This is a genomic window from Knoellia sp. S7-12 (assembly GCF_040518285.1).
GTDB lineage: Bacteria > Actinomycetota > Actinomycetes > Actinomycetales > Dermatophilaceae > Knoellia.
The window spans coordinates 3,474,565-3,491,007 of the sequence record NZ_CP155449.1 but is presented as its reverse complement, the minus strand read 5'-3'; the positions used below and the strand labels follow the sequence as shown (position 1 = coordinate 3,491,007).

Annotated in this window: 22 protein-coding genes and 1 tRNA gene; 14 read left to right on the top strand and 9 right to left on the bottom strand. The window is 67.3% G+C overall.

What is annotated here, in order from left to right:
- Positions 1-34 precede the first annotated feature (34 nt).
- Both V6K52_RS16775 and V6K52_RS16770 read left to right on the top strand, forming a co-directional pair.
- Positions 35-730: a transglycosylase family protein gene (locus tag V6K52_RS16775; RefSeq protein ID WP_353951259.1), complete on the top strand. Its 696-nt coding sequence runs from the start codon at positions 35-37 to the stop codon at positions 728-730.
- Positions 731-956: 226 nt separating this feature from the next.
- Positions 957-1,646 (top strand): transglycosylase family protein, encoded by a 690-nt coding sequence (locus V6K52_RS16770; RefSeq protein ID WP_353951258.1) that lies wholly within the window; start codon positions 957-959, stop codon positions 1,644-1,646.
- 56 nt (positions 1,647-1,702) lie between these two features.
- On the opposite strand, the gene V6K52_RS16765 is transcribed toward V6K52_RS16770, so the two are convergent.
- Complete coding sequence (locus tag V6K52_RS16765; protein ID WP_353951257.1) at positions 1,703-1,957, bottom strand: acyl-CoA-binding protein; 255 nt, start codon at positions 1,955-1,957, stop codon at positions 1,703-1,705.
- A 10-nt stretch (positions 1,958-1,967) separates the two neighbouring features.
- Positions 1,968-2,348, bottom strand: coding sequence for a MerR family transcriptional regulator (locus V6K52_RS16760; protein ID WP_353951256.1), 381 nt, complete (start codon positions 2,346-2,348; stop codon positions 1,968-1,970).
- Positions 2,349-2,429: 81 nt separating this feature from the next.
- On the opposite strand from V6K52_RS16760, the gene V6K52_RS16755 reads away from it, so the two are divergent.
- Entirely contained in the window at positions 2,430-2,861 is a 432-nt protein-coding gene (locus V6K52_RS16755; RefSeq protein ID WP_353951255.1) for an Hsp20 family protein, read from the top strand.
- Positions 2,862-3,387: 526 nt separating this feature from the next.
- Here V6K52_RS16755 and V6K52_RS16750 read toward each other — a convergent pair.
- On the bottom strand, positions 3,388-4,566 hold the full coding sequence (locus V6K52_RS16750; protein WP_353951254.1) for an IS481 family transposase: 1,179 nt from the start codon (positions 4,564-4,566) through the stop codon (positions 3,388-3,390).
- Positions 4,567-4,679: 113 nt separating this feature from the next.
- Positions 4,680-4,752: transfer RNA gene (locus V6K52_RS16745), tRNA-Thr, on the bottom strand.
- Positions 4,753-4,896: 144 nt separating this feature from the next.
- On the opposite strand from V6K52_RS16745, the gene V6K52_RS16740 reads away from it, so the two are divergent.
- On the top strand, positions 4,897-6,240 hold the full coding sequence (locus tag V6K52_RS16740) for an MFS transporter (protein WP_353951253.1): 1,344 nt from the start codon (positions 4,897-4,899) through the stop codon (positions 6,238-6,240).
- A gap of 218 nt (positions 6,241-6,458) precedes the next feature.
- On the opposite strand, the gene V6K52_RS16735 is transcribed toward V6K52_RS16740, so the two are convergent.
- Genes V6K52_RS16735 through V6K52_RS16725 form a run of 3 tightly spaced genes read right to left on the bottom strand, consistent with a single transcriptional unit; the run spans position 6,459 to position 9,165 of the window.
- On the bottom strand, positions 6,459-7,625 hold the full coding sequence (locus V6K52_RS16735) for an acyl-CoA dehydrogenase family protein (RefSeq protein WP_353951252.1): 1,167 nt from the start codon (positions 7,623-7,625) through the stop codon (positions 6,459-6,461).
- A 35-nt stretch (positions 7,626-7,660) separates the two neighbouring features.
- Positions 7,661-8,491, bottom strand: coding sequence for an SGNH/GDSL hydrolase family protein (locus V6K52_RS16730; protein WP_353951251.1), 831 nt, complete (start codon positions 8,489-8,491; stop codon positions 7,661-7,663).
- Positions 8,488-9,165, bottom strand: a complete 678-nt coding sequence (locus V6K52_RS16725; protein ID WP_353951250.1) for a uracil-DNA glycosylase — start codon at positions 9,163-9,165, stop codon at positions 8,488-8,490. Before V6K52_RS16725 ends, V6K52_RS16730 begins: the two co-directional genes overlap by 4 nt.
- A gap of 113 nt (positions 9,166-9,278) precedes the next feature.
- Between V6K52_RS16725 and V6K52_RS16720 the strand changes: the two genes are divergently transcribed.
- Together V6K52_RS16720 and V6K52_RS16715 are read left to right on the top strand one after the other, a co-directional pair.
- The gene (locus V6K52_RS16720; protein ID WP_353951249.1) at positions 9,279-9,608 is read left to right on the top strand and encodes a metalloregulator ArsR/SmtB family transcription factor; all 330 of its coding nucleotides are present in this window, start codon (positions 9,279-9,281) and stop codon (positions 9,606-9,608) included.
- Between the two features lie 23 nt (positions 9,609-9,631).
- A complete protein-coding gene (locus tag V6K52_RS16715; protein WP_353951248.1) occupies positions 9,632-10,126 on the top strand; it encodes an SRPBCC domain-containing protein in 495 nt (164 codons plus the stop codon).
- 80 nt (positions 10,127-10,206) lie between these two features.
- Here the strand turns inward: V6K52_RS16715 and V6K52_RS16710 are convergent, their stop codons facing one another.
- Positions 10,207-10,554: a metalloregulator ArsR/SmtB family transcription factor gene (locus V6K52_RS16710; protein WP_353951247.1), complete on the bottom strand. Its 348-nt coding sequence runs from the start codon at positions 10,552-10,554 to the stop codon at positions 10,207-10,209.
- 117 nt (positions 10,555-10,671) lie between these two features.
- On the opposite strand from V6K52_RS16710, the gene V6K52_RS16705 reads away from it, so the two are divergent.
- Genes V6K52_RS16705 through V6K52_RS16685 form a run of 5 tightly spaced genes read left to right on the top strand, consistent with a single transcriptional unit; the run spans position 10,672 to position 13,296 of the window.
- The gene (locus V6K52_RS16705; protein WP_353951246.1) at positions 10,672-11,163 is read left to right on the top strand and encodes an ArsI/CadI family heavy metal resistance metalloenzyme; all 492 of its coding nucleotides are present in this window, start codon (positions 10,672-10,674) and stop codon (positions 11,161-11,163) included.
- On the top strand, positions 11,160-11,831 hold the full coding sequence (locus tag V6K52_RS16700) for an aquaporin (RefSeq protein ID WP_353951245.1): 672 nt from the start codon (positions 11,160-11,162) through the stop codon (positions 11,829-11,831). The genes V6K52_RS16705 and V6K52_RS16700 overlap by 4 nt, the downstream gene beginning before the upstream one ends.
- On the top strand, positions 11,828-12,259 hold the full coding sequence (locus V6K52_RS16695; RefSeq protein WP_353951244.1) for a low molecular weight phosphatase family protein: 432 nt from the start codon (positions 11,828-11,830) through the stop codon (positions 12,257-12,259). Before V6K52_RS16700 ends, V6K52_RS16695 begins: the two co-directional genes overlap by 4 nt.
- Entirely contained in the window at positions 12,256-12,867 is a 612-nt protein-coding gene (locus V6K52_RS16690; RefSeq protein ID WP_353951243.1) for an arsenate reductase ArsC, read from the top strand. The genes V6K52_RS16695 and V6K52_RS16690 overlap by 4 nt, the downstream gene beginning before the upstream one ends.
- A 12-nt stretch (positions 12,868-12,879) precedes the next feature.
- Positions 12,880-13,296 carry an arsenate reductase ArsC gene (locus tag V6K52_RS16685; RefSeq protein WP_353951242.1) on the top strand — a complete coding sequence of 139 codons (417 nt, stop codon included), beginning with the start codon at positions 12,880-12,882 and terminating at the stop codon, positions 13,294-13,296.
- Between the two features lie 74 nt (positions 13,297-13,370).
- On the opposite strand, the gene V6K52_RS16680 is transcribed toward V6K52_RS16685, so the two are convergent.
- Complete coding sequence (locus V6K52_RS16680; RefSeq protein WP_353951241.1) at positions 13,371-14,579, bottom strand: IS481 family transposase; 1,209 nt, start codon at positions 14,577-14,579, stop codon at positions 13,371-13,373.
- 125 nt (positions 14,580-14,704) lie between these two features.
- On the opposite strand from V6K52_RS16680, the gene V6K52_RS16675 reads away from it, so the two are divergent.
- The 3 genes from V6K52_RS16675 (at position 14,705) to V6K52_RS16665 (ending at position 16,265) form a co-directional block, all read left to right on the top strand.
- Entirely contained in the window at positions 14,705-15,367 is a 663-nt protein-coding gene (locus V6K52_RS16675) for an HAD-IA family hydrolase (RefSeq protein WP_353951240.1), read from the top strand.
- Positions 15,368-15,496: 129 nt separating this feature from the next.
- A complete protein-coding gene (locus tag V6K52_RS16670; RefSeq protein ID WP_353951239.1) occupies positions 15,497-15,796 on the top strand; it encodes a DUF3263 domain-containing protein in 300 nt (99 codons plus the stop codon).
- A 4-nt stretch (positions 15,797-15,800) separates the two neighbouring features.
- The gene (locus V6K52_RS16665; RefSeq protein ID WP_353951238.1) at positions 15,801-16,265 is read left to right on the top strand and encodes a hypothetical protein; all 465 of its coding nucleotides are present in this window, start codon (positions 15,801-15,803) and stop codon (positions 16,263-16,265) included.
- Positions 16,266-16,443 lie beyond the last annotated feature (178 nt).

Genomic DNA, 16,443 nt, shown 5'->3' with positions numbered 1-16,443 from the left:
TCGGGCCGCACCCCCACCTCAAGGACCCCTGTCGATGTTCTACAGCCCGAAGCACGCTGCCCCGAAGTCCGCTCCTGTCCGACGCCGCCTCGCCGGTGTCGCGGTGACCTCCGTGGCCGCCGTCGGTGGTGCCACCGCGATGGCCCAGCCCGCATCCGCCGCGGGGACGGTGTGGGATCGCGTCGCCGCCTGCGAGAGCGGTGGCAACTGGTCGATCAATACGGGCAATGGCTACTACGGCGGGCTCCAGTTCTCGTACTCGACGTGGAAGGGCTTCGGTGGTCAGCGCTACGCCACCACTGCGAATCGCGCGACGAAGGCGCAGCAGATCCTGATCGCCCAGAAGACCCTCAAGGTGCAGGGCCCCGGTGCATGGCCGGTCTGCAGCAAGCGGGCCGGACTGACTCGTGCCAACGGTGCCGCAGCGTCAGCGCCCGCTGCCTCGGCTGCGGTCTCTCGCGACACCGTCCGGCCGGGCAAGCTCGCCGTTGACGGCAAAAGGGGTCCGTTGACCCGCAAGGCCATTGAGAGGTGGGTCGGCGGTTCGGTCAACGCCTCACTGAGTCGGGCCGACTATCGCCTGCTCGAGAAGAAGGTCGGCGGCTCCGTCAACGGTTCGTTCAGCCGCGCTGACGTCAAGAAGCTTCAGCGCATCGTCGGCTCTGCGCAGGACGGGTCGTGGGGCCCCAAGACGACTGCGGCACTGCAGCGTCACCTCAATTCGCGCTGACCACAGCGTTTTTCACGACGGGGTGGATCCGGCAGGTGCCGGGTCCACCCCGTCGTTGCGTTGCGCGCCGGCCAGGGATTGTCGGGCTCGATCCGACACGCCGCGCGCCCGCTTGCGTGACGGATGGTGTGGAAGTTACAGTTGTGTAGTTCTGTGACGGGATTGAAATTTGTGACTGATGTGACGTAGCGTCCTTTGTCGTCCCCTGACGCAAAGGACTTCGGTCATGCTCTTCGCCCCTGAATTCCCCACTCGCCCGACTCGACGCCGGCCCTTGCGCCGCGCAGTCGCCGGCACAGCGCTCCTCGCCACCACCGCGTCTGCGGCGATCTTCGGTCTCGCGACCAGCGCTGGCGCGGCCGAGAACGTCTGGGACCGCGTCGCCATGTGTGAGAGCGGTGGCAACTGGTCTATCAACACCGGCAACGGCTACTACGGCGGCCTTCAGTTCTCGTACTCGACGTGGAAGGGCTTCGGCGGTCAGCGCTACGCGACCACCGCCAACCGCGCGACCAAGTCCCAGCAGATCCTGATCGCCCAAGAGGTTCTCAAGGTCCAGGGCCCGGGCGCCTGGCCGGTGTGCAGCCAGCGCGCAGGACTCACCCGCAGCAACGGACTCGCTGTTCCGACCTCTCGGGACACGACCCGCAATGTCTTCCCGCTGGCCGTCGATGGCCGGCAGGGCCCGATGACGCGCAAGGGCGTCGAGACGTGGGTCGGTGGCTCCGTCGACTCCTCCTGGTCGCGCGACGACGTCAAGAAGCTGCAGAACAAGGTCGGGTCATACCCGGATGGTCACATCGGTCCCAAGACGACGAAGGCCCTCCAGGGCAAGGTCGGCGCCGAGCAGGACGGCTCGTGGGGTCCCAAGACCACCGCTGCCCTGCAGAGCTACCTCAACCGCGTCTTCGACTGACCCGGCTGAGCGGCTGGCCGGTTGAGCGGCCCAGCGACTGAGCCGAGCGCCCGGCGTCAGCCCTGGGTGAGTCTCGCCACCTCGGCGATGTAGTCGGCCTCGGCCTGCTCGCTCGAGGTTCCGGAGATCTTGGTCCACGCGTCGTACTTTGCGCGGCCCACCGGATTCGTGAAACCCGGGCGCTTCCCGTCCGCGTCACCGACCGTCGCCTGCTTGTAGAGCGCGTAGAGGCGCAGTTTGGTGTCGTTGCCGGGGTCGTCGGCGAGATCTCCGACAGTTGCGACAGCCTGTTCGAACTCAGTGCCAGCCATGCAGCAGAGATTAGCCCGGTGCGCGACGCCGAGCGGTGCGCAGCGCCTCGTTCTGTTCCCGGAGGTCGGCGTTCTCGGATTCGAGCTCGAGCATCAAACTGATCCCAGCCAGGTTGAGCCCCTGGTCGAGAAGTCGAGCGATCCGCTGGAGACGGGCGATGTCGTCTTCGCTGTAGCGGCGGGTGCCGCCATCCGTGCGCTCGGGTTCCACGAGACCTCGCGCTTCGTAGAGGCGCAGGTTCTGCGCACCGGTGCCGACAAACTCGGCGGCCATGGAGATGGTGTAGACGCCCTTGTCTTTCGGGACGGCGGCGCCCGGTCCGAGCAGTCGCTCAACTTTTTTTGCCAACTTTGCCTCCGGGCTTGCATGGACTGCTGTCTGGTGGTACATAAATCCTATGGCGCACACCATAGATCCATTCGGGATCCATGGCCCGTCCGAGGACATCACGATCGTATGGAGGTGATGACGATGTTGATGCGCACCGACCCCTTCCGTGAACTCGACCGGATGACCCAGCAGGCTTTCGGAGCCGTGGGAACCCTTGCCCGGCCGTCCGTCATGCCGATTGACGCATGGCGTGAGGAAGACACCTTTGTTGTCGAGCTCGACCTCCCCGGCGTCGACCCGGGAAGCATCGACCTCGACGTCGAGCGCAACGTGCTCACGATCAAGGCAGAGCGGCCCGGCGCCGACGAGGACAAGGAGCTGATTGCCGCCGAGCGGCCCCGCGGTGTCTTCAGCCGACAGCTGATCCTGGGCGACACCTTGGACACCGATCACATCCGGGCGGACTACGACCACGGCGTGCTGCGCCTGAGGGTCCCTGTCGCCGACAGGGCCAAGCCACGCAAGATCGAGATCAACAGCAGCCACGCCGAGCGTCAGTCCATCTCGGCCTGAACGGCGGGTGGTCATCATGATCGACGCGCTCTCTGCACTTACGCCGCCCTTGGCCGACCATCGCGAGGCCGACGACTTCCTCGACGTCGTGCTCGGTGATGCCGACCTGCTGGCTGCCGAGTTCGAGGCGATCATCTCGAATGCGTGGGGTGGGACTCCAGAAGCAGCACCTTCCCAGGTGAGGCGCGACGCGGGTGACGGGCCTTCCCCGCCTCCGGCGACCTACCTCCCCGCAGGGCACGTCCTGGGACCGATGCGCCCACCGCAAGCTCGGGTGCGAAGCCCTCCGACCGAAGGGGCGTCCAGGGGGCCCCGGGTTCCCTTCTGCGTGCGGAAAGGAACCCGGGGCCGACGGTTGTGAGACCACCCCCTCCCGCAGCAGGGCAAGGGCGCTGGCTTCCGACCCAGCCGGGTCGCTGGCCCGATGGGTCCGGCAGGCGAAGTCATACAGACCACGAGAGCTGGTGTGGGCCTTCGGTTGATGGTTGACGGTGTTACGCCGGTTGATCCTTGACACTCCTAACGTTCAGTTTGTCGTGCGGTGCTTGGTGAGTGCACCTCCCAGGGGTCGTTTGTTGCGGACGGGGCCGGTGCTTTCACGGCGGACGGTGCGCAGCAGCTCATTGCCGATCCAGAACTGGAGGGTTTCTGGGCCGACGTGGACGTCGCAGCGTTCTCCGGCGCGGTGACGTCCGACGGATACCTGCTGCCAGGACACGCACACGACACCGACGGTGGAGACCTTGCGGGCGACCCATTCGGGTCCGTCGCGGTCAGGTTGCTCGCGCAAGGTTCGGGGTGTGGCCACGGCGAATTTCTCTGCTGGGGTGGCCATGTCCAGGGATTGGTGGGGCCGGTCCTGGTTGTAGGTGGTGACCCATTCGTCGAGGGCTTGCTGCGCAGCCTGCTGTGAGGCGAACAGGGTTCCGGTGAGGAGCTCGGCGCGCAGGGTGCGGTGGAACCGTTCGATCTTGCCGGTGGTGGTGGGTGAGCGGGGTTTGGTCAGGAGGTGCTCGATGCCGTTTTCCCGGCAGATCCGGTCGAACAGGACCTCGGTGGGCGGGTGGTTGAACCGGCCGGTGAACACCTTGCCGTTGTCGGTGAGGATCTGTTCGGGCACGCCGTGGGTGCGCAACGCGGCGGTGAGGCCGTCACAGACCAGCTGGGTGCGTTCCTTGACCAGCAGTACTGCGCACACGCAGAACCGGGAGTGGTCATCGACACCGGTCAGGCATTTCAGGGTGGTCCCGTCACGCAGGCCGATCCCACCGACGACGTCCATCTGCCACAACTCCATCGGTCGGCCGCGTTCCCACCGTTTCCAGTTTTCGCGGCGACGCCGCCGAGCGGTGGGGTCGATCAGGTTCGCGCGTCGCAACGCCCGGTACACCCCGGACTCTGACGTGGTGGTGCTCTTCTTGGCCAGTTCGAACACGATCCGGCGTGGGCCCCAACCGGGGTGGACCCGACGCATCTCCAGGACCGCGACCTCAACGTCGGGGCGCATCTGGTGCGGACACGCGTCCGGACGGTGCGATCGATCCGCCAACGCCTCCAAGCCGCCCTGCTCGTACCGGGCCAGCCACTCGTGCAGGGTTTGTCGCGACACCGACCACGCGGACGCGACTTCCGTGATGGTCCGGCCGTCACTGATGACTGCCAGAACCGCCTTGTATCGCTGCTCAGCCACACTCATCTCCCTCATTGAGGGAGTGTCAAGGATCAGCCGAAGTAGCTGTCAACCATCAACCGGAACACTGTCAGGCATCAGGTGAAGCCCAAACGTCAAGTATCAGGCGAAGTCATACAGACCACGAGAGCTGGCGAGGGGAATCGAACCCCTAACCTCCTGTTTACAAGACAGGTGCGCTACCAATTGCGCCACGCCAGCGCACGTCGGCGAGCTCACGCCCCCGACGGCGACCCGCACTTTACCTGCCCGCGCCCACTGAACCCTCATCGCGACCGCTGACCCCGCCGGTCGGGGCACGGACGGGGGCGGACGGCATACCCCGTCCGTCTCTAGAATTGAGCGGTGACGCGACCCCTACGACGCCAGGTGCACGACATCGGTCGTCGGCGGGCGTGGGTGATCTGGGTCGTCGCCCTGTCGGCCTACACGATCGCTGTCTTCCACCGCACGTCCCTCGGCGTCGCCGGACTCGTTGCGGCAGAACGCTTCGACATCACCGCGTCCCAGCTCGCGACGTTCACGGTCCTCCAACTCGTCGTGTATGCCGGGATGCAGATTCCCGTGGGCGTCCTCCTCGACCGCTTCGGATCACGTCTCCTGCTGCTCATCGGACTCACGCTGATGACGGTCGGACAGTTCTGGTTCGCGTTCGCCGACAGCTTCGCGATGGGTCTCGCGGCGCGCGTCCTCCTCGGCATCGGCGACGCGATGATCTTCACGAGCATGCTGCGTCTCGTCGCCCTGTGGTTCCACGTCAAGCAGGCGCCGGTCATCACCCAGCTCAGTGGAATGGTCGGTCAGCTCGGTGCCGTGGCTGCCGCCACCCCCCTGGCACTCGCCCTGGACCGCTGGGGTTGGGAGCGGTCCTTCTCGATCGCCGCAGGCGCCGGCTCCGTCCTGCTGGTCGGGCTCGTCCTCGTCGTCAAGGATTCGCCCTACACCGGTGAGGCCGTCGAGAAGATCAAGGTGCGGGCCCTCAGGCGCACCCTGGCCGAGGTGTGGGGCAACCCCGGCACCCGCCTCGGCATGTGGATCCACTTCACCGGCCAGTTCGGCGCGACCGTCTTCACGATGCTCTGGGGCTACCCGTTCCTCGTCGAGGGCCAGGGCCTGCGCCCCGCGGTCGCCGGCGGCCTGCTCATCACGCTCACCTTCGCCGCGATGGTTGCCGGCCCACTCGTCGGGCACCTCACGGGACGTCTGCCCTACCGGCGCTCGCAGATCGTGCTGTGCATCGTCGCGGCCATCGCGAGCGTGTGGGCGGTCGTGCTCCTGTGGCCCGGCCGCGCGCCCCTGCCGCTGCTCGTCCTGCTCGTCTGTGTCACGGCGTTCGGCGGTCCGGGCTCGATGGTCGGCTTCGACCTCGCCCGCAGCTTCCACCCCTCCGACCGGTTGGGTCGTGCGACAGGTGTCATCAACATCGGGGGCTTCGTTGCCTCGCTCGTGACGATGGCGCTCATCGGCTTCATCCTCGATCAGCGAGCGCCGGGCGGGCCCGGGACCTACACCCTCGCGGACTTCAAGGTCGCGATGTCGGTCCAGTTCCTGCTCTGGGGGCTCGGCGCGGTCCAGATCTGGCGCTACCGCTACAAGGGGCTGGAATACGTCGACAGCCACCCCGGTGCCCTCGACGCACTGCGGGCCGGCGACACGTTGCTCCCCGGCATCTCTCGCGACCCCGACTGAGCCACTCCAGCCGCCTCCACCCCGAGTGATCTGTCGCCGTTTGCCTGCGTGACGCGTGTCGGTCACCGACTGGGCCGGGTGCGCCACCTATAAAGAGGTGACCGGGCCGTGTATGAGACGGCCCGGTCTGACATTTCCGGGGGATCGCGGGTCGAGACAGGCCGACATGCCGTGCGTGCTCGACCGAAGTCGGCGTGTCGGTCTATCTCGAACTGTCCTCAGCGCAGCACGTGCCGGCTGATGACGAGCCGCTGGATCTGGTTGGTCCCCTCGAAGATCTGCGTCACCTTCGCCTCGCGGAACATCCGCTCCACCGGGAAGTCCTGCGTGTAGCCCGCACCGCCGAGCACCTGGATCGCGTCCGTCGTCACCTTCATCGCCGCGTCGGTGGACAGCAGTTTGGCGACCGCCGCCTCCTTGGAGAAGGGGCGGCCGGCATCCTTGAGGCGTGCGGCATACAGGTAGGCCGCTCGCGCACCCGAGACCGCGGCCTCCATGTCGGCGAGCATGAACGCGAGCCCCTGGTTGGCCGCGATCGCCCGCCCGAACTGCTGCCGTTCTTTTGCGTATGCCGTGGCGGCGTCGAGCGCTGACTGCGCCAATCCTGTTGCGCCAGCAGAGATTCCGAGTCGACCAGCGTCCAACGCGGACAGTGCGATCGCCATGCCCTGACCTTCGTCGCCGATCCTGTTGGCCTCGTCGACCGGCACGCCGTCATAGATGACCTCGCGCACCGTGTCACAGTGCAGGCCCATCTTCTTCTCTGGCGCACCGAAGGTCATGGCGTCGGAGCCGGCCGGGACGATGAAGCACGACAGGCCGCGCCCGCCGTCGTCAGAAGTCCGCGCGAACGTCGTGTAGTAGTCGGCGTGCCCGGCGTGTGAGATCCAGGCCTTGCGGCCCTTGATGGCGTATGCCGTCCCGTCACCAGAACCGGATCGCGTCGCCTTGGTCGTCATCGACCCGACATCCGAACCGGCCAGCGGCTCGGAGAGGGCGTAGGCGCCGAGCTGGTCGCCCGACAGCATCCCCGGCAGGAGTGCTGCCTGCTGCTCCGGTGACCCGAACGTCGTCACGGGATAGGCCGTGAGCGAGTGCACGGAGACGCCGACCGCGACGCTCATCCACGCCGACGCGATCTCCTCGACGACCTGGAGATAGACCTCGTAGGGCTGCCCGCCGCCACCGTGCTCCTCGGGGTGGGGGAGGGACAGCAGCCCGGCCTTGCCGAGGGTGCGGAACACCTCGGTCGGGAACGACTCACCATCCGCCGCCACCCGCTCGGCCTCGTCGACCCGCGGACGCAGCTCCTTGTCGCAGATCTCGCGGGTGAGGTCGATGAGATCGTGACCCTCATCGGTGGGCAGAAGGCGATTGACCGGCATACGCGCGACTGTAACGCGAGAGGGCGCAAGCCCGATCAGCCTCCGGGGCCTTCGTCAACCTGTCGCAGCGGTGAGAGTTCCGGTCGCTTCGGCTCGACGAGGTCGCCGCTCGACTGACCCCTCATGCGCCGCTGCACCCAGGGGGCAAGGTGCTCGCGGGCCCAGGCGGCGTGCGCACGCAATTCCTCACGCTTGGTCGTCGCCTCGCCGGGCGGCAGGGGGTTGCGCCAGTCGTCCTCATCGGTGGCGTGCCCGAGAGCGGCGAGTGCGGCGAGTGCCACGCGACGGTGGCCCTCGGTGGTGAAGTGGATGCGGTCGTTCGCCCACAGGCGGCCGTCACGCAGGGCGGGCATGCCCCAGAGGTTGAGGACATAGCAACCATGACGCTGGGCGATGGTGAAGATGTTGGCCGCGTGGACGGCGTGGCGGCCGCGCAATGGCTTGAGGAGCCCCGCCTCCTGCGGATCCATGGGGGTGGCCAACAGGACGTCAGCACCGCTCTGCCGCAACCGAATCACGGCATCCTCAAGCGTCTGCATGAGCTGGTTGGTGTCGACACCCGGGCGGAGCAGATCGTTGCCGCCTCCGACGAGAGACACGAGGTCTGGTGACATGGACACGGCGCGATCGAGCTGCGGTCCGACCACATCGCCGAGCAGGCGACCACGCACGGCGAGGTTCGCGTAGCGGAACGGCAGCCGCTCCATCTGGGCCAGGTCGCTCAGTGACTCGGCGAGCCGGTCCGCCCACCCGATCCAGGTGTCGTCGCTCTCCGGGTTAGGGTCCGACATGCCCTCGGTGAACGAGTCGCCGATCGCGACGTAGCTGCTCCAGACGCGTGGGCCGTTCGTGGGCGAGGGGTTCACGGCAGGCTCCAGTCGATGGGTTCGGCGCCTTGCTCCACGAGGAGCTCATTGGCCCGGCTGAAGGGCTTCGAGCCGAAGAATCCCTTGTAGGACGACAGCGGCGAGGGGTGCACGCTCTCGAGCGACGGTGTGGCACCCAGCCGTGGGCGCAGGGAGCGGGCGTTGCTGCCCCAGAGGATTGCGACGAGGGGGCCACCGCGGGCGACCAGTGTGTCGATGGCGCAGTCGGTCACTGTTTCCCAGCCCTTGCCTCGGTGGCTGTTCGCCTCGCGCGGTTGCACTGTGAGAACCCGGTTGAGCAGGAGCACGCCACGCTCTGCCCATGGGGTGAGGTCGCCGGTCGTGGGTGCGGGGACGCCGAGGTCTGCCTGGAGCTCGGTGTGGATGTTGGCCAGGCTGGGCGGGAGCGGGCGCACGTTCGGAGCGACGGCAAAACTCAGACCGATCGGGTGTCCGGGCGTGGGGTAGGGATCCTGTCCCACGATGAGTACGCGGACGTCGTCAAGAGGCTGCTCGAACGCCCGCAGGATGTGAGCGCCTCCAGGCAGGTACCCGCGCCCCGCCGCGACTTCGGCCCGGAGGAACTCGCCCAGCTGGGTCAGAGTCGATTCGACCGGTGCGAGGGCGTGCGCCCACGAGGGGTGGACGAGCTCGGTGAGGGGGCGGGAAGTCACGCCTCCAAACCTAAGCCTTGTGTGCTTGGGCACACGTTGGAGCGTGGCCCCATACACACGAGGCGGGATTAGGGGGTTGACAACCTACAACCATGTGGTTGTAGGTTGTTCTCGTGACCGATGCAGAGGAGAAGCGGGCCGATGCCCTCTTCCACGCCCTCGCCGACAGCACGCGCCGCGACATCCTGCGCCGCGTCCTGGCGGGAGAGCACTCGGTGTCGGCGCTGGCCCGCAGCTATGACATGAGCTTTGCGGCGGTGCAGAAGCACGTCGCCGTCCTCGAGCGGGCCGGTCTGGTCAGCAAGCGCCGCAGCGGTCGCGAGTCGCTCGCGAGTGGAGAGGTCGAGGCCGTCCGGTCCGTCGCCTCACTGCTCGGCGAGTTCGAGTCCGTGTGGCGCGGCCGGATCAGCCAGATCGATGACCTCCTCGCCACCCCCGAATGACCCGCCCATCAAAGGAGAGCACCATGCCCGTCACGAGCATCGACAAGAACGTCGACGACCACTCGATCGTCGTCACCTCCGACTTCCCCGCTCCCGTCGAGCGCATCTGGCGGCTGTGGTCCGACGCGCGCCAGCTCGAGCAGTGGTGGGGGCCGCCGACCTACCCGGCGACGGTCACCGACTTCGACTTCGTGCCCGGTGGGCGCGTCGGCTACTTCATGACCAGCCCGGAGGGTGAGAAGTTCGGCGGTCTCTGGTCGCTCGACTCGATCGAGGCGCCCTACCGACTCACGTTCAAGGACGCCTTCGCCGACGACAACGGCAACCCGGCAGAGGGTATGCCGGTCGGCACCTGTGTCGTTGAGCTCACCGAGAGCGGTGGCGGGACCCGGATGGTCACGACGACGACCTATGGCAGCGCCGAGGACCTCCAGAAGGTCGTCGACATGGGTATGGAGGAAGGCCTGACCGGTGCGATTGGGCAGATCGATGAGATGCTCGCCGCCGAGGCCGCCTGAAGCCTCCACTTATTGCGCAATCCGTCGCCGCTCGCCGCGCTCGCATCCGACGGATTGCGCAATTAGTGAGTGAGGGGCGGTCAGCTGAAGATGGAGCGGACGTCGTCGAGCCGTGACGGGACGACGCGGAACCAGGCCCACGTGCCGCGCTTCTCGCGCTCGATGAGACCGGCCTCGGTGAGCACCTTGAGGTGATGGCTCACGGTGGGCTGGGCCAGGCCGACGGCGGGGGTGAGGTCGCAGACGCACGCCTCGCCGGTCTCGCTGTCGCGGATGATGCTCAGCAGGCGGAGGCGCACGGGGTCTGCGACGGCCTTGAGCAGGGCGGCATTCGTCTCCGCCTGCTCCCGCGTGAGCCCCCCGGGCGTGGTGATCCCGCAGCACGGGTTCGCGTCTGTGTCAGCCGCAGTCGTCGCACTCGTCGTCATCTCGTCCCTCCCGCTCGCTTCGCCGCTTCATCATGCCATCCTTGATATTGACGTCTATCGATATATGCGGTTCACTTCATCCATCGACAGTCATCAATCTACGGGAAGGCACCTCGGATGACCACTGCAGCCACCGTCACCGCCACCTCGCGAGTCCAACTCGCCCTCAACGTCACCGACCTCGAGGCGTCCATCGCCTTCTACTCCGCCATGTTCGGCGTCGAGCCCGCCAAGCGCCGCCCCGGCTACGCCAACTTCGCCGTGTCCGAGCCGCCCCTCAAGCTCGTCCTCATCGAGACGAGCGAGGAGCAGCGCGGCACGGGTGCCGCAGGCGCCCTCAACCACCTCGGTGTCGAGGTCCCGTCCGTCGAGGGTGTCACCGCTGCCCGCGAGCGCTTCGCTGACGCCGGACTCGCCGCCTTCGACGAGAACGACACCACCTGTTGCTACGCACTCCAGGACAAGGTGTGGGTCCACGATCCGGCCGGCGCCCCGTGGGAGGTCTACACGGTCAAGGACGAGAACCCCGCCGACGCCCGCCCCGCCACCGCATCCATTGACGTCCTCGGCGTGTCCGGTGAGAAGTCCGCCGCAGGATGCTGCGCGTGACCCCACTCCCTCGGGCGCTCGCCGCCGAAGCCGTCGGCACCGCGGGACTTCTCGCAGCTGTCGTCGGCTCCGGCATCATGGCGGAGCGCCTCACCGATGACGTGGGCGTGCAGCTCCTCGCCAACGCCGTCGCCTCCGTCGCCGCCCTCGCGGTGCTCATCGCGGTCATCGCCCCGGTGAGCGGAGCTCACTTCAACCCTGCCGTTTCGCTCGCCCAGGCGGTCCGTCGCGACCTGCCGTGGTCCCGACTTCCCGGGTATGCCGTGGCGCAGGTTGTCGGGGGAGTCGTTGGCGTCGTGGTCGCGAACGTCATGTACGATCTTGCGCCCCTGCACCTCTCGGACAAGCCGAGAACGGGTGTGGGTCAGTGGATCGGCGAAATCGTCGCCACGGCCGGACTCGTCCTCGTCGTGGGCCACGTCAGTCGCGGTGGACGGGGCGACCGTGCCCCGTGGCTCGTGGCTGCGTGGATCCTTGCGGCCTATTGGTTCACCTCCTCGACGTCCTTCGCCAACCCGGCCGTCACCATCGCGAGGATGTTCAGCGATACGTTCGCCGGCATCGCACCCGGCGACGTCCTGCCCTTCGTTCTCGCCCAGGTGACGGGTGTGGCGATCGGCCTGGCCGGCATACGCCTGCTTGTTGACACTCCCAAGGAGGAGTCATGACCGAACGTCCTTCCGTCCTGTTCGTGTGCGTCAAGAACGGTGGCAAGTCGCAGATGGCCGGCTCCCTGATGAGACTCGAGGCGGGCGACAGCGTCGAGGTCCACACGGCCGGCACCAAGCCCGGCTCCGCCCTCAACGCCCAGTCCGTCGAGTCCCTCGCCGAGATCGGTGCCGGCGTCGACGGTGAAGCCCCCAAGCCGATCGATCCCGAGCTGTTGGCCCGGGTCGATCGAGTCGTCGTCCTTGGCTCCGAGGCGGTGGTCGAGCGTGTCCCCGGGATGCGTGCCGAGATCGAGACCTGGGAGACCGACGAACCCTCAAGTCGCGGCATCGAGGGCATGGAACGCATGCGCCTCGTTCGCGACGACATCCGGGAGCGGGTTCGCCGCCTTCGGTCCGAGCTCGGCCAGCAAGGAGTGCAGCCATGAACACTGATGCCACGTTCGCCGCTCTCGTCGACGACCTCGGCTACGCCTACGAGGGCGTGTTCTCGCGTGAGACCGTCGCCCAGGCGGTCGCCGACGCGCGAGAGCTCCTCGAACCTCGCGCCACCATCGACGAGTTCCTTCCCGTGCTGGTCGCGAGGCAGGCCCGTGAGCAGCTCATGGCTGCGGCACAGGCCGAGGGTCGGATCGCCAAGCCCGTCCCCGAGATCCTCTTCGTCTGCGTCCACAACGCCGGCCGCTCACAGATGGCTGCGGCCCTGGCTGAGCACCTGTCGGCGCGACGCGTGCACGTGCGTTCGGCGGGGTCCAAGCCCGCCGACACCGTGAACCCCTCAGTGATCGAGGTGCTTGCCGAACGCGGGATCCCGCTGTCCCAGCCCTATCCGAAGCCTCTCACCGACACGGCCGTGCGCGCTGCCGACGTCATCGTCACCATGGGCTGCGGAGATGCCTGCCCGGTGTATCCGGGGAAGCGCTACGAGGACTGGACCGTCGCCGATCCGGCGGACCAGCCGATCGAGGTCGTGCGCGACATCCGCGACGACCTGCAGAGGCGCGTCTCCATCCTCCTCCGTGACCTTCTCGACTGACAGGATCCAGCCATGACCGAACGCCCCTCCGTCCTCTTCGTCTGCGTCCACAACGCCGGTCGCTCGCAGATGGCCGCTGGCTATCTCGAGGCCCTCAGCGGGGGCCAGGTCGAGGTCCGCTCTGCTGGCAGCGCGCCCGCCGACCAGGTGAACCCGGCCGCCGTCGAGGCGATGGCCGAGGAGGGCATCGACCTTGCCGCGGCTTCGCCCAAGGTGCTCACGACCGAGGCCGTCCAGGCGTCGGACGTCGTCATCACCATGGGCTGCGGCGACGCGTGCCCGATCTTCCCCGGCAAGCGCTACGAGGACTGGGCGCTCGAGGACCCCGCAGGCAAGGGCGTCGAGTCGGTGCGGCCGATCCGCGACGACATCAGGCGCCGCATCCTCGAACTCCTCGACAGCCTCGGCATCGAGCCCGTCACGCGCTGAACCCCTCGCCTTGTGTGGCTGAGGGGACGCCCTGGCATCCTGTGGTGTCTCAGGACTTCGCGGACACTTATGTCTCAGGACTTCGCGGTCAGTCTTGCCGTTGGGTTGGCTGATTGGTACCGGGATCGTGGCGTTGTCAGTGTCAGGTCCGCGACGTGGCCGCGGTCGTTGACGATGGTGATGATGTTTCCCTGCCTGAAGAGGGTGATCGTGGTTCCGGCGTAGCGGCGACCGATCCCGATGCTCGTCTTGTCGACCGTGATCGCGCCGTTGGCTGCGACGACGGCGCTGCGGACGGTCATGGGCAGCGCAAGGTCGCCTGCTGGGCCGTCTTTGGGGCCCAGTCGGTAGCGCTGTCCCGGGGTCAGCCCGCCCAAGTGCGTGCGGCGCCGGTCGTTGTTCTGGTGATGGCGGTAGGTCACAAGCAGCTTGTTGAGGTGATCGATCGAGGTGATCGATCGGACGGCCAGCCATTTCAGGACCGTCTGGTGCGCTCGTTCGCACTTGCCGCAGGTTTGCGGGTGGCCCACGGAGCTGGTGATGGTCTTGACGCCCAGGATGGTCAGGTTCTCCTCCAGGGCGCTGAGCCAGCCTCGTCGTCGACCAGAGAACGCGGTGCCGTTGTCGGTGAGGAACTCCCGGGGAAGGCCGTAGGTTTTGGCTGCGGCCGCGACGGTGGTCCACACGTCAGCAGCGTTCTCGCTGTGTGCTGCTCGCAGGCCAATGTCGTAGCGGGAGTGATCATCGACGATGTGGAGAACCACGACATCCGTACCGTCATCGAGAGTGACGGCGAACCCGTCCATCTGCCAGCGCGTATTGGGTTGAGCCGCTTCGAACCGGCGGGTCGCTCTCTTGGGTTTGCGTTGCGGGACCGCGATCAGCTGCCCGCGCCTTTTCAGGACGCGGTTGATCGTGGCACGAGAAGGGATGTCTGCCCCGACCGGCCACTGTGGGTCAGCGGCCTCGACGAGAGCCTCGAGCCGGAACCGGATCTGCTCGGCGCCCGCATCCCAGCCGTCACCGGTCATCTCCTTACGGACCCGGACGATCACTTCTTCGACCGCAGTACTGACCCTGGTCGGTGACACCAACGGCGCCCGCGACATCGGGAACAATCCGTCGACGCCCAGCTCGTCGAAGCGGTGTCGGTACTTGTAGAAGGTCGTCGTCGACACACCAATTTCGGCGCACGCTTCTCGGATGTTGAACCGCTCTCCACCGACAAACCTGGTCACTAACGCAGCAAGTTCGGGACCCACCGCCACTCCATCCTTGGCCATGCCCCAGCGTGGAGCCAGCCAGTTCGAGTGTCCGCGATGTCCTGAGACTTAATATGTCCGCGAAGTCCTGAGCCTCAACAGGACGCCCTGGCATCCCCTCAGCCACACAAGGCAAAGATGGCCCCGTGAGAACACTTCGGTTCCGGACGATCTTCTTCGACCTCGACGGCACGCTCGCCAACACGATCCCGCTCATTGTCGCGAGCTATCAGCACGCGTTTCGCGAGATCCGTGGAGAGGAGATCGAGGACGCCCGTGCCCGGGCCTGGATCGGGCGCCCGCTGCTCGGCGCCCTCCTCGAGGAGGACCCGGAGCGCGGGCACGACCTCGACCGCACCTATCGCGAGTGGAACCTCGCCAACACCGCCCGCCTCATCGAGCGCTACGAAGGCGTGCCCGAGATGCTGGAGGCCCTCACCTCCGCGGGGGCAAACGTCCACATCGTCACGAGCAAGCGCACGGAGACGGCACGTCTGGCGCTCGCGGCAGTCGGCATCGACCACCTCATCGAGGTCGTCGGCGCGCTCGAGCACACGGCAAGGCACAAGCCCGACCCCGAGCCCCTGCTCGCCGCGGCTGCCAAGATCGGCGTCGATCCGACGACGGCGGTCTATGTCGGCGATGCCACGGTCGACATCCTCGCGGCCCACGCTGCCGGAATGGCCGGGGTCGCCGTGACCTGGGGTGCAGGGGAGCGCGCAGCGCTCGAGGCCACCAACCCGGAAACGATCGTTGACACGGTCGACGAGCTCACGGCATACCTGCTCTCATCGCCGGAACGGGACTGATGTGACGGGTGAGGTGCCTGAGCAGACACGCCCGGGAGATGTCCAGCGGACACGCCGGAGTCGAATGACAGGCGTGTCATTCGACCGTTAGTCTGGCCATCGCAGCCGTCACACCAGAAGGGTCGAACCGTGAACGCCGTCCACGAAGAGCACTCCGCAGCGCCCACTGTCCAAGGACTGACCGACCGTGACCGCCGCATCATCGACTTCGAGCGCCAGTGGTGGAAGTACGCCGGGTCCAAGGAGTCGGCCATCAAGGAGCTCTTCGACATGAGCCCGACGCGCTACTACCAGGTGCTCAACGCGCTCATCGACAGCACCGTCGCGCTCGAGCACGATCCGATGCTCGTCAAGCGCCTCCGCCGCCAGCGCGCGACCCGCCAGCGTGCGCGCTCGGCCCGCCGCCTCGGCCTGCAGCCGCAGGGCTGATCCGGTGAGCGAACTCGACTGGAGCACACCTGATGGCCTCGCTGCCATCAAGGACCACCTCGCCGCCAAGATCGAGGGCTGGCGCCCTCCGGTGGCGTATGCCGTGGGGCTGAGTTCCGCGTCCAGCTCCGCTGAGCTGGACTTCGGTCACGTCAACACCCCGGGCGGCCGACACGGTTTGCCGGCGGTCATCCTGGCCACGGTGCTCGGCCACGACGGGTCCACGGCGACCATCGAACTGACGACCTCTCAGCTCGCTGCCGCCGTCGAGTCACTCGCGCCGGCGCAGGCCTGCACGGAGCTCGACCACCCCAACCTGGCCGCATGGCGGGTCGCCCTCGCCGAGGCCCAGTCCAACCCGGCGCGCACGCTGATTGCCGTGTTCGTGGCAGATCTCGACGACCCGGTGGCCTCCGAGGCCGATGGGGCGATGCGAGCCACCTTCGAAGGCCACGCACCCCAGCTCTGACCTCGGGCGCGAGCCGGTTCGCCCGCCGGCGGGGGCTCGCACCTCTTGTGTTGGGGGTGGGGGTGAGTAGCTGGCGGTCCTTCAGTGGGAGTCCGGTCACCTGTCAGTACGGACGACCGGAGCCGGCCCACGGACTGTGGACCGGCTCCGACGTTCGATGCGGCGACGTGCCGCGCGT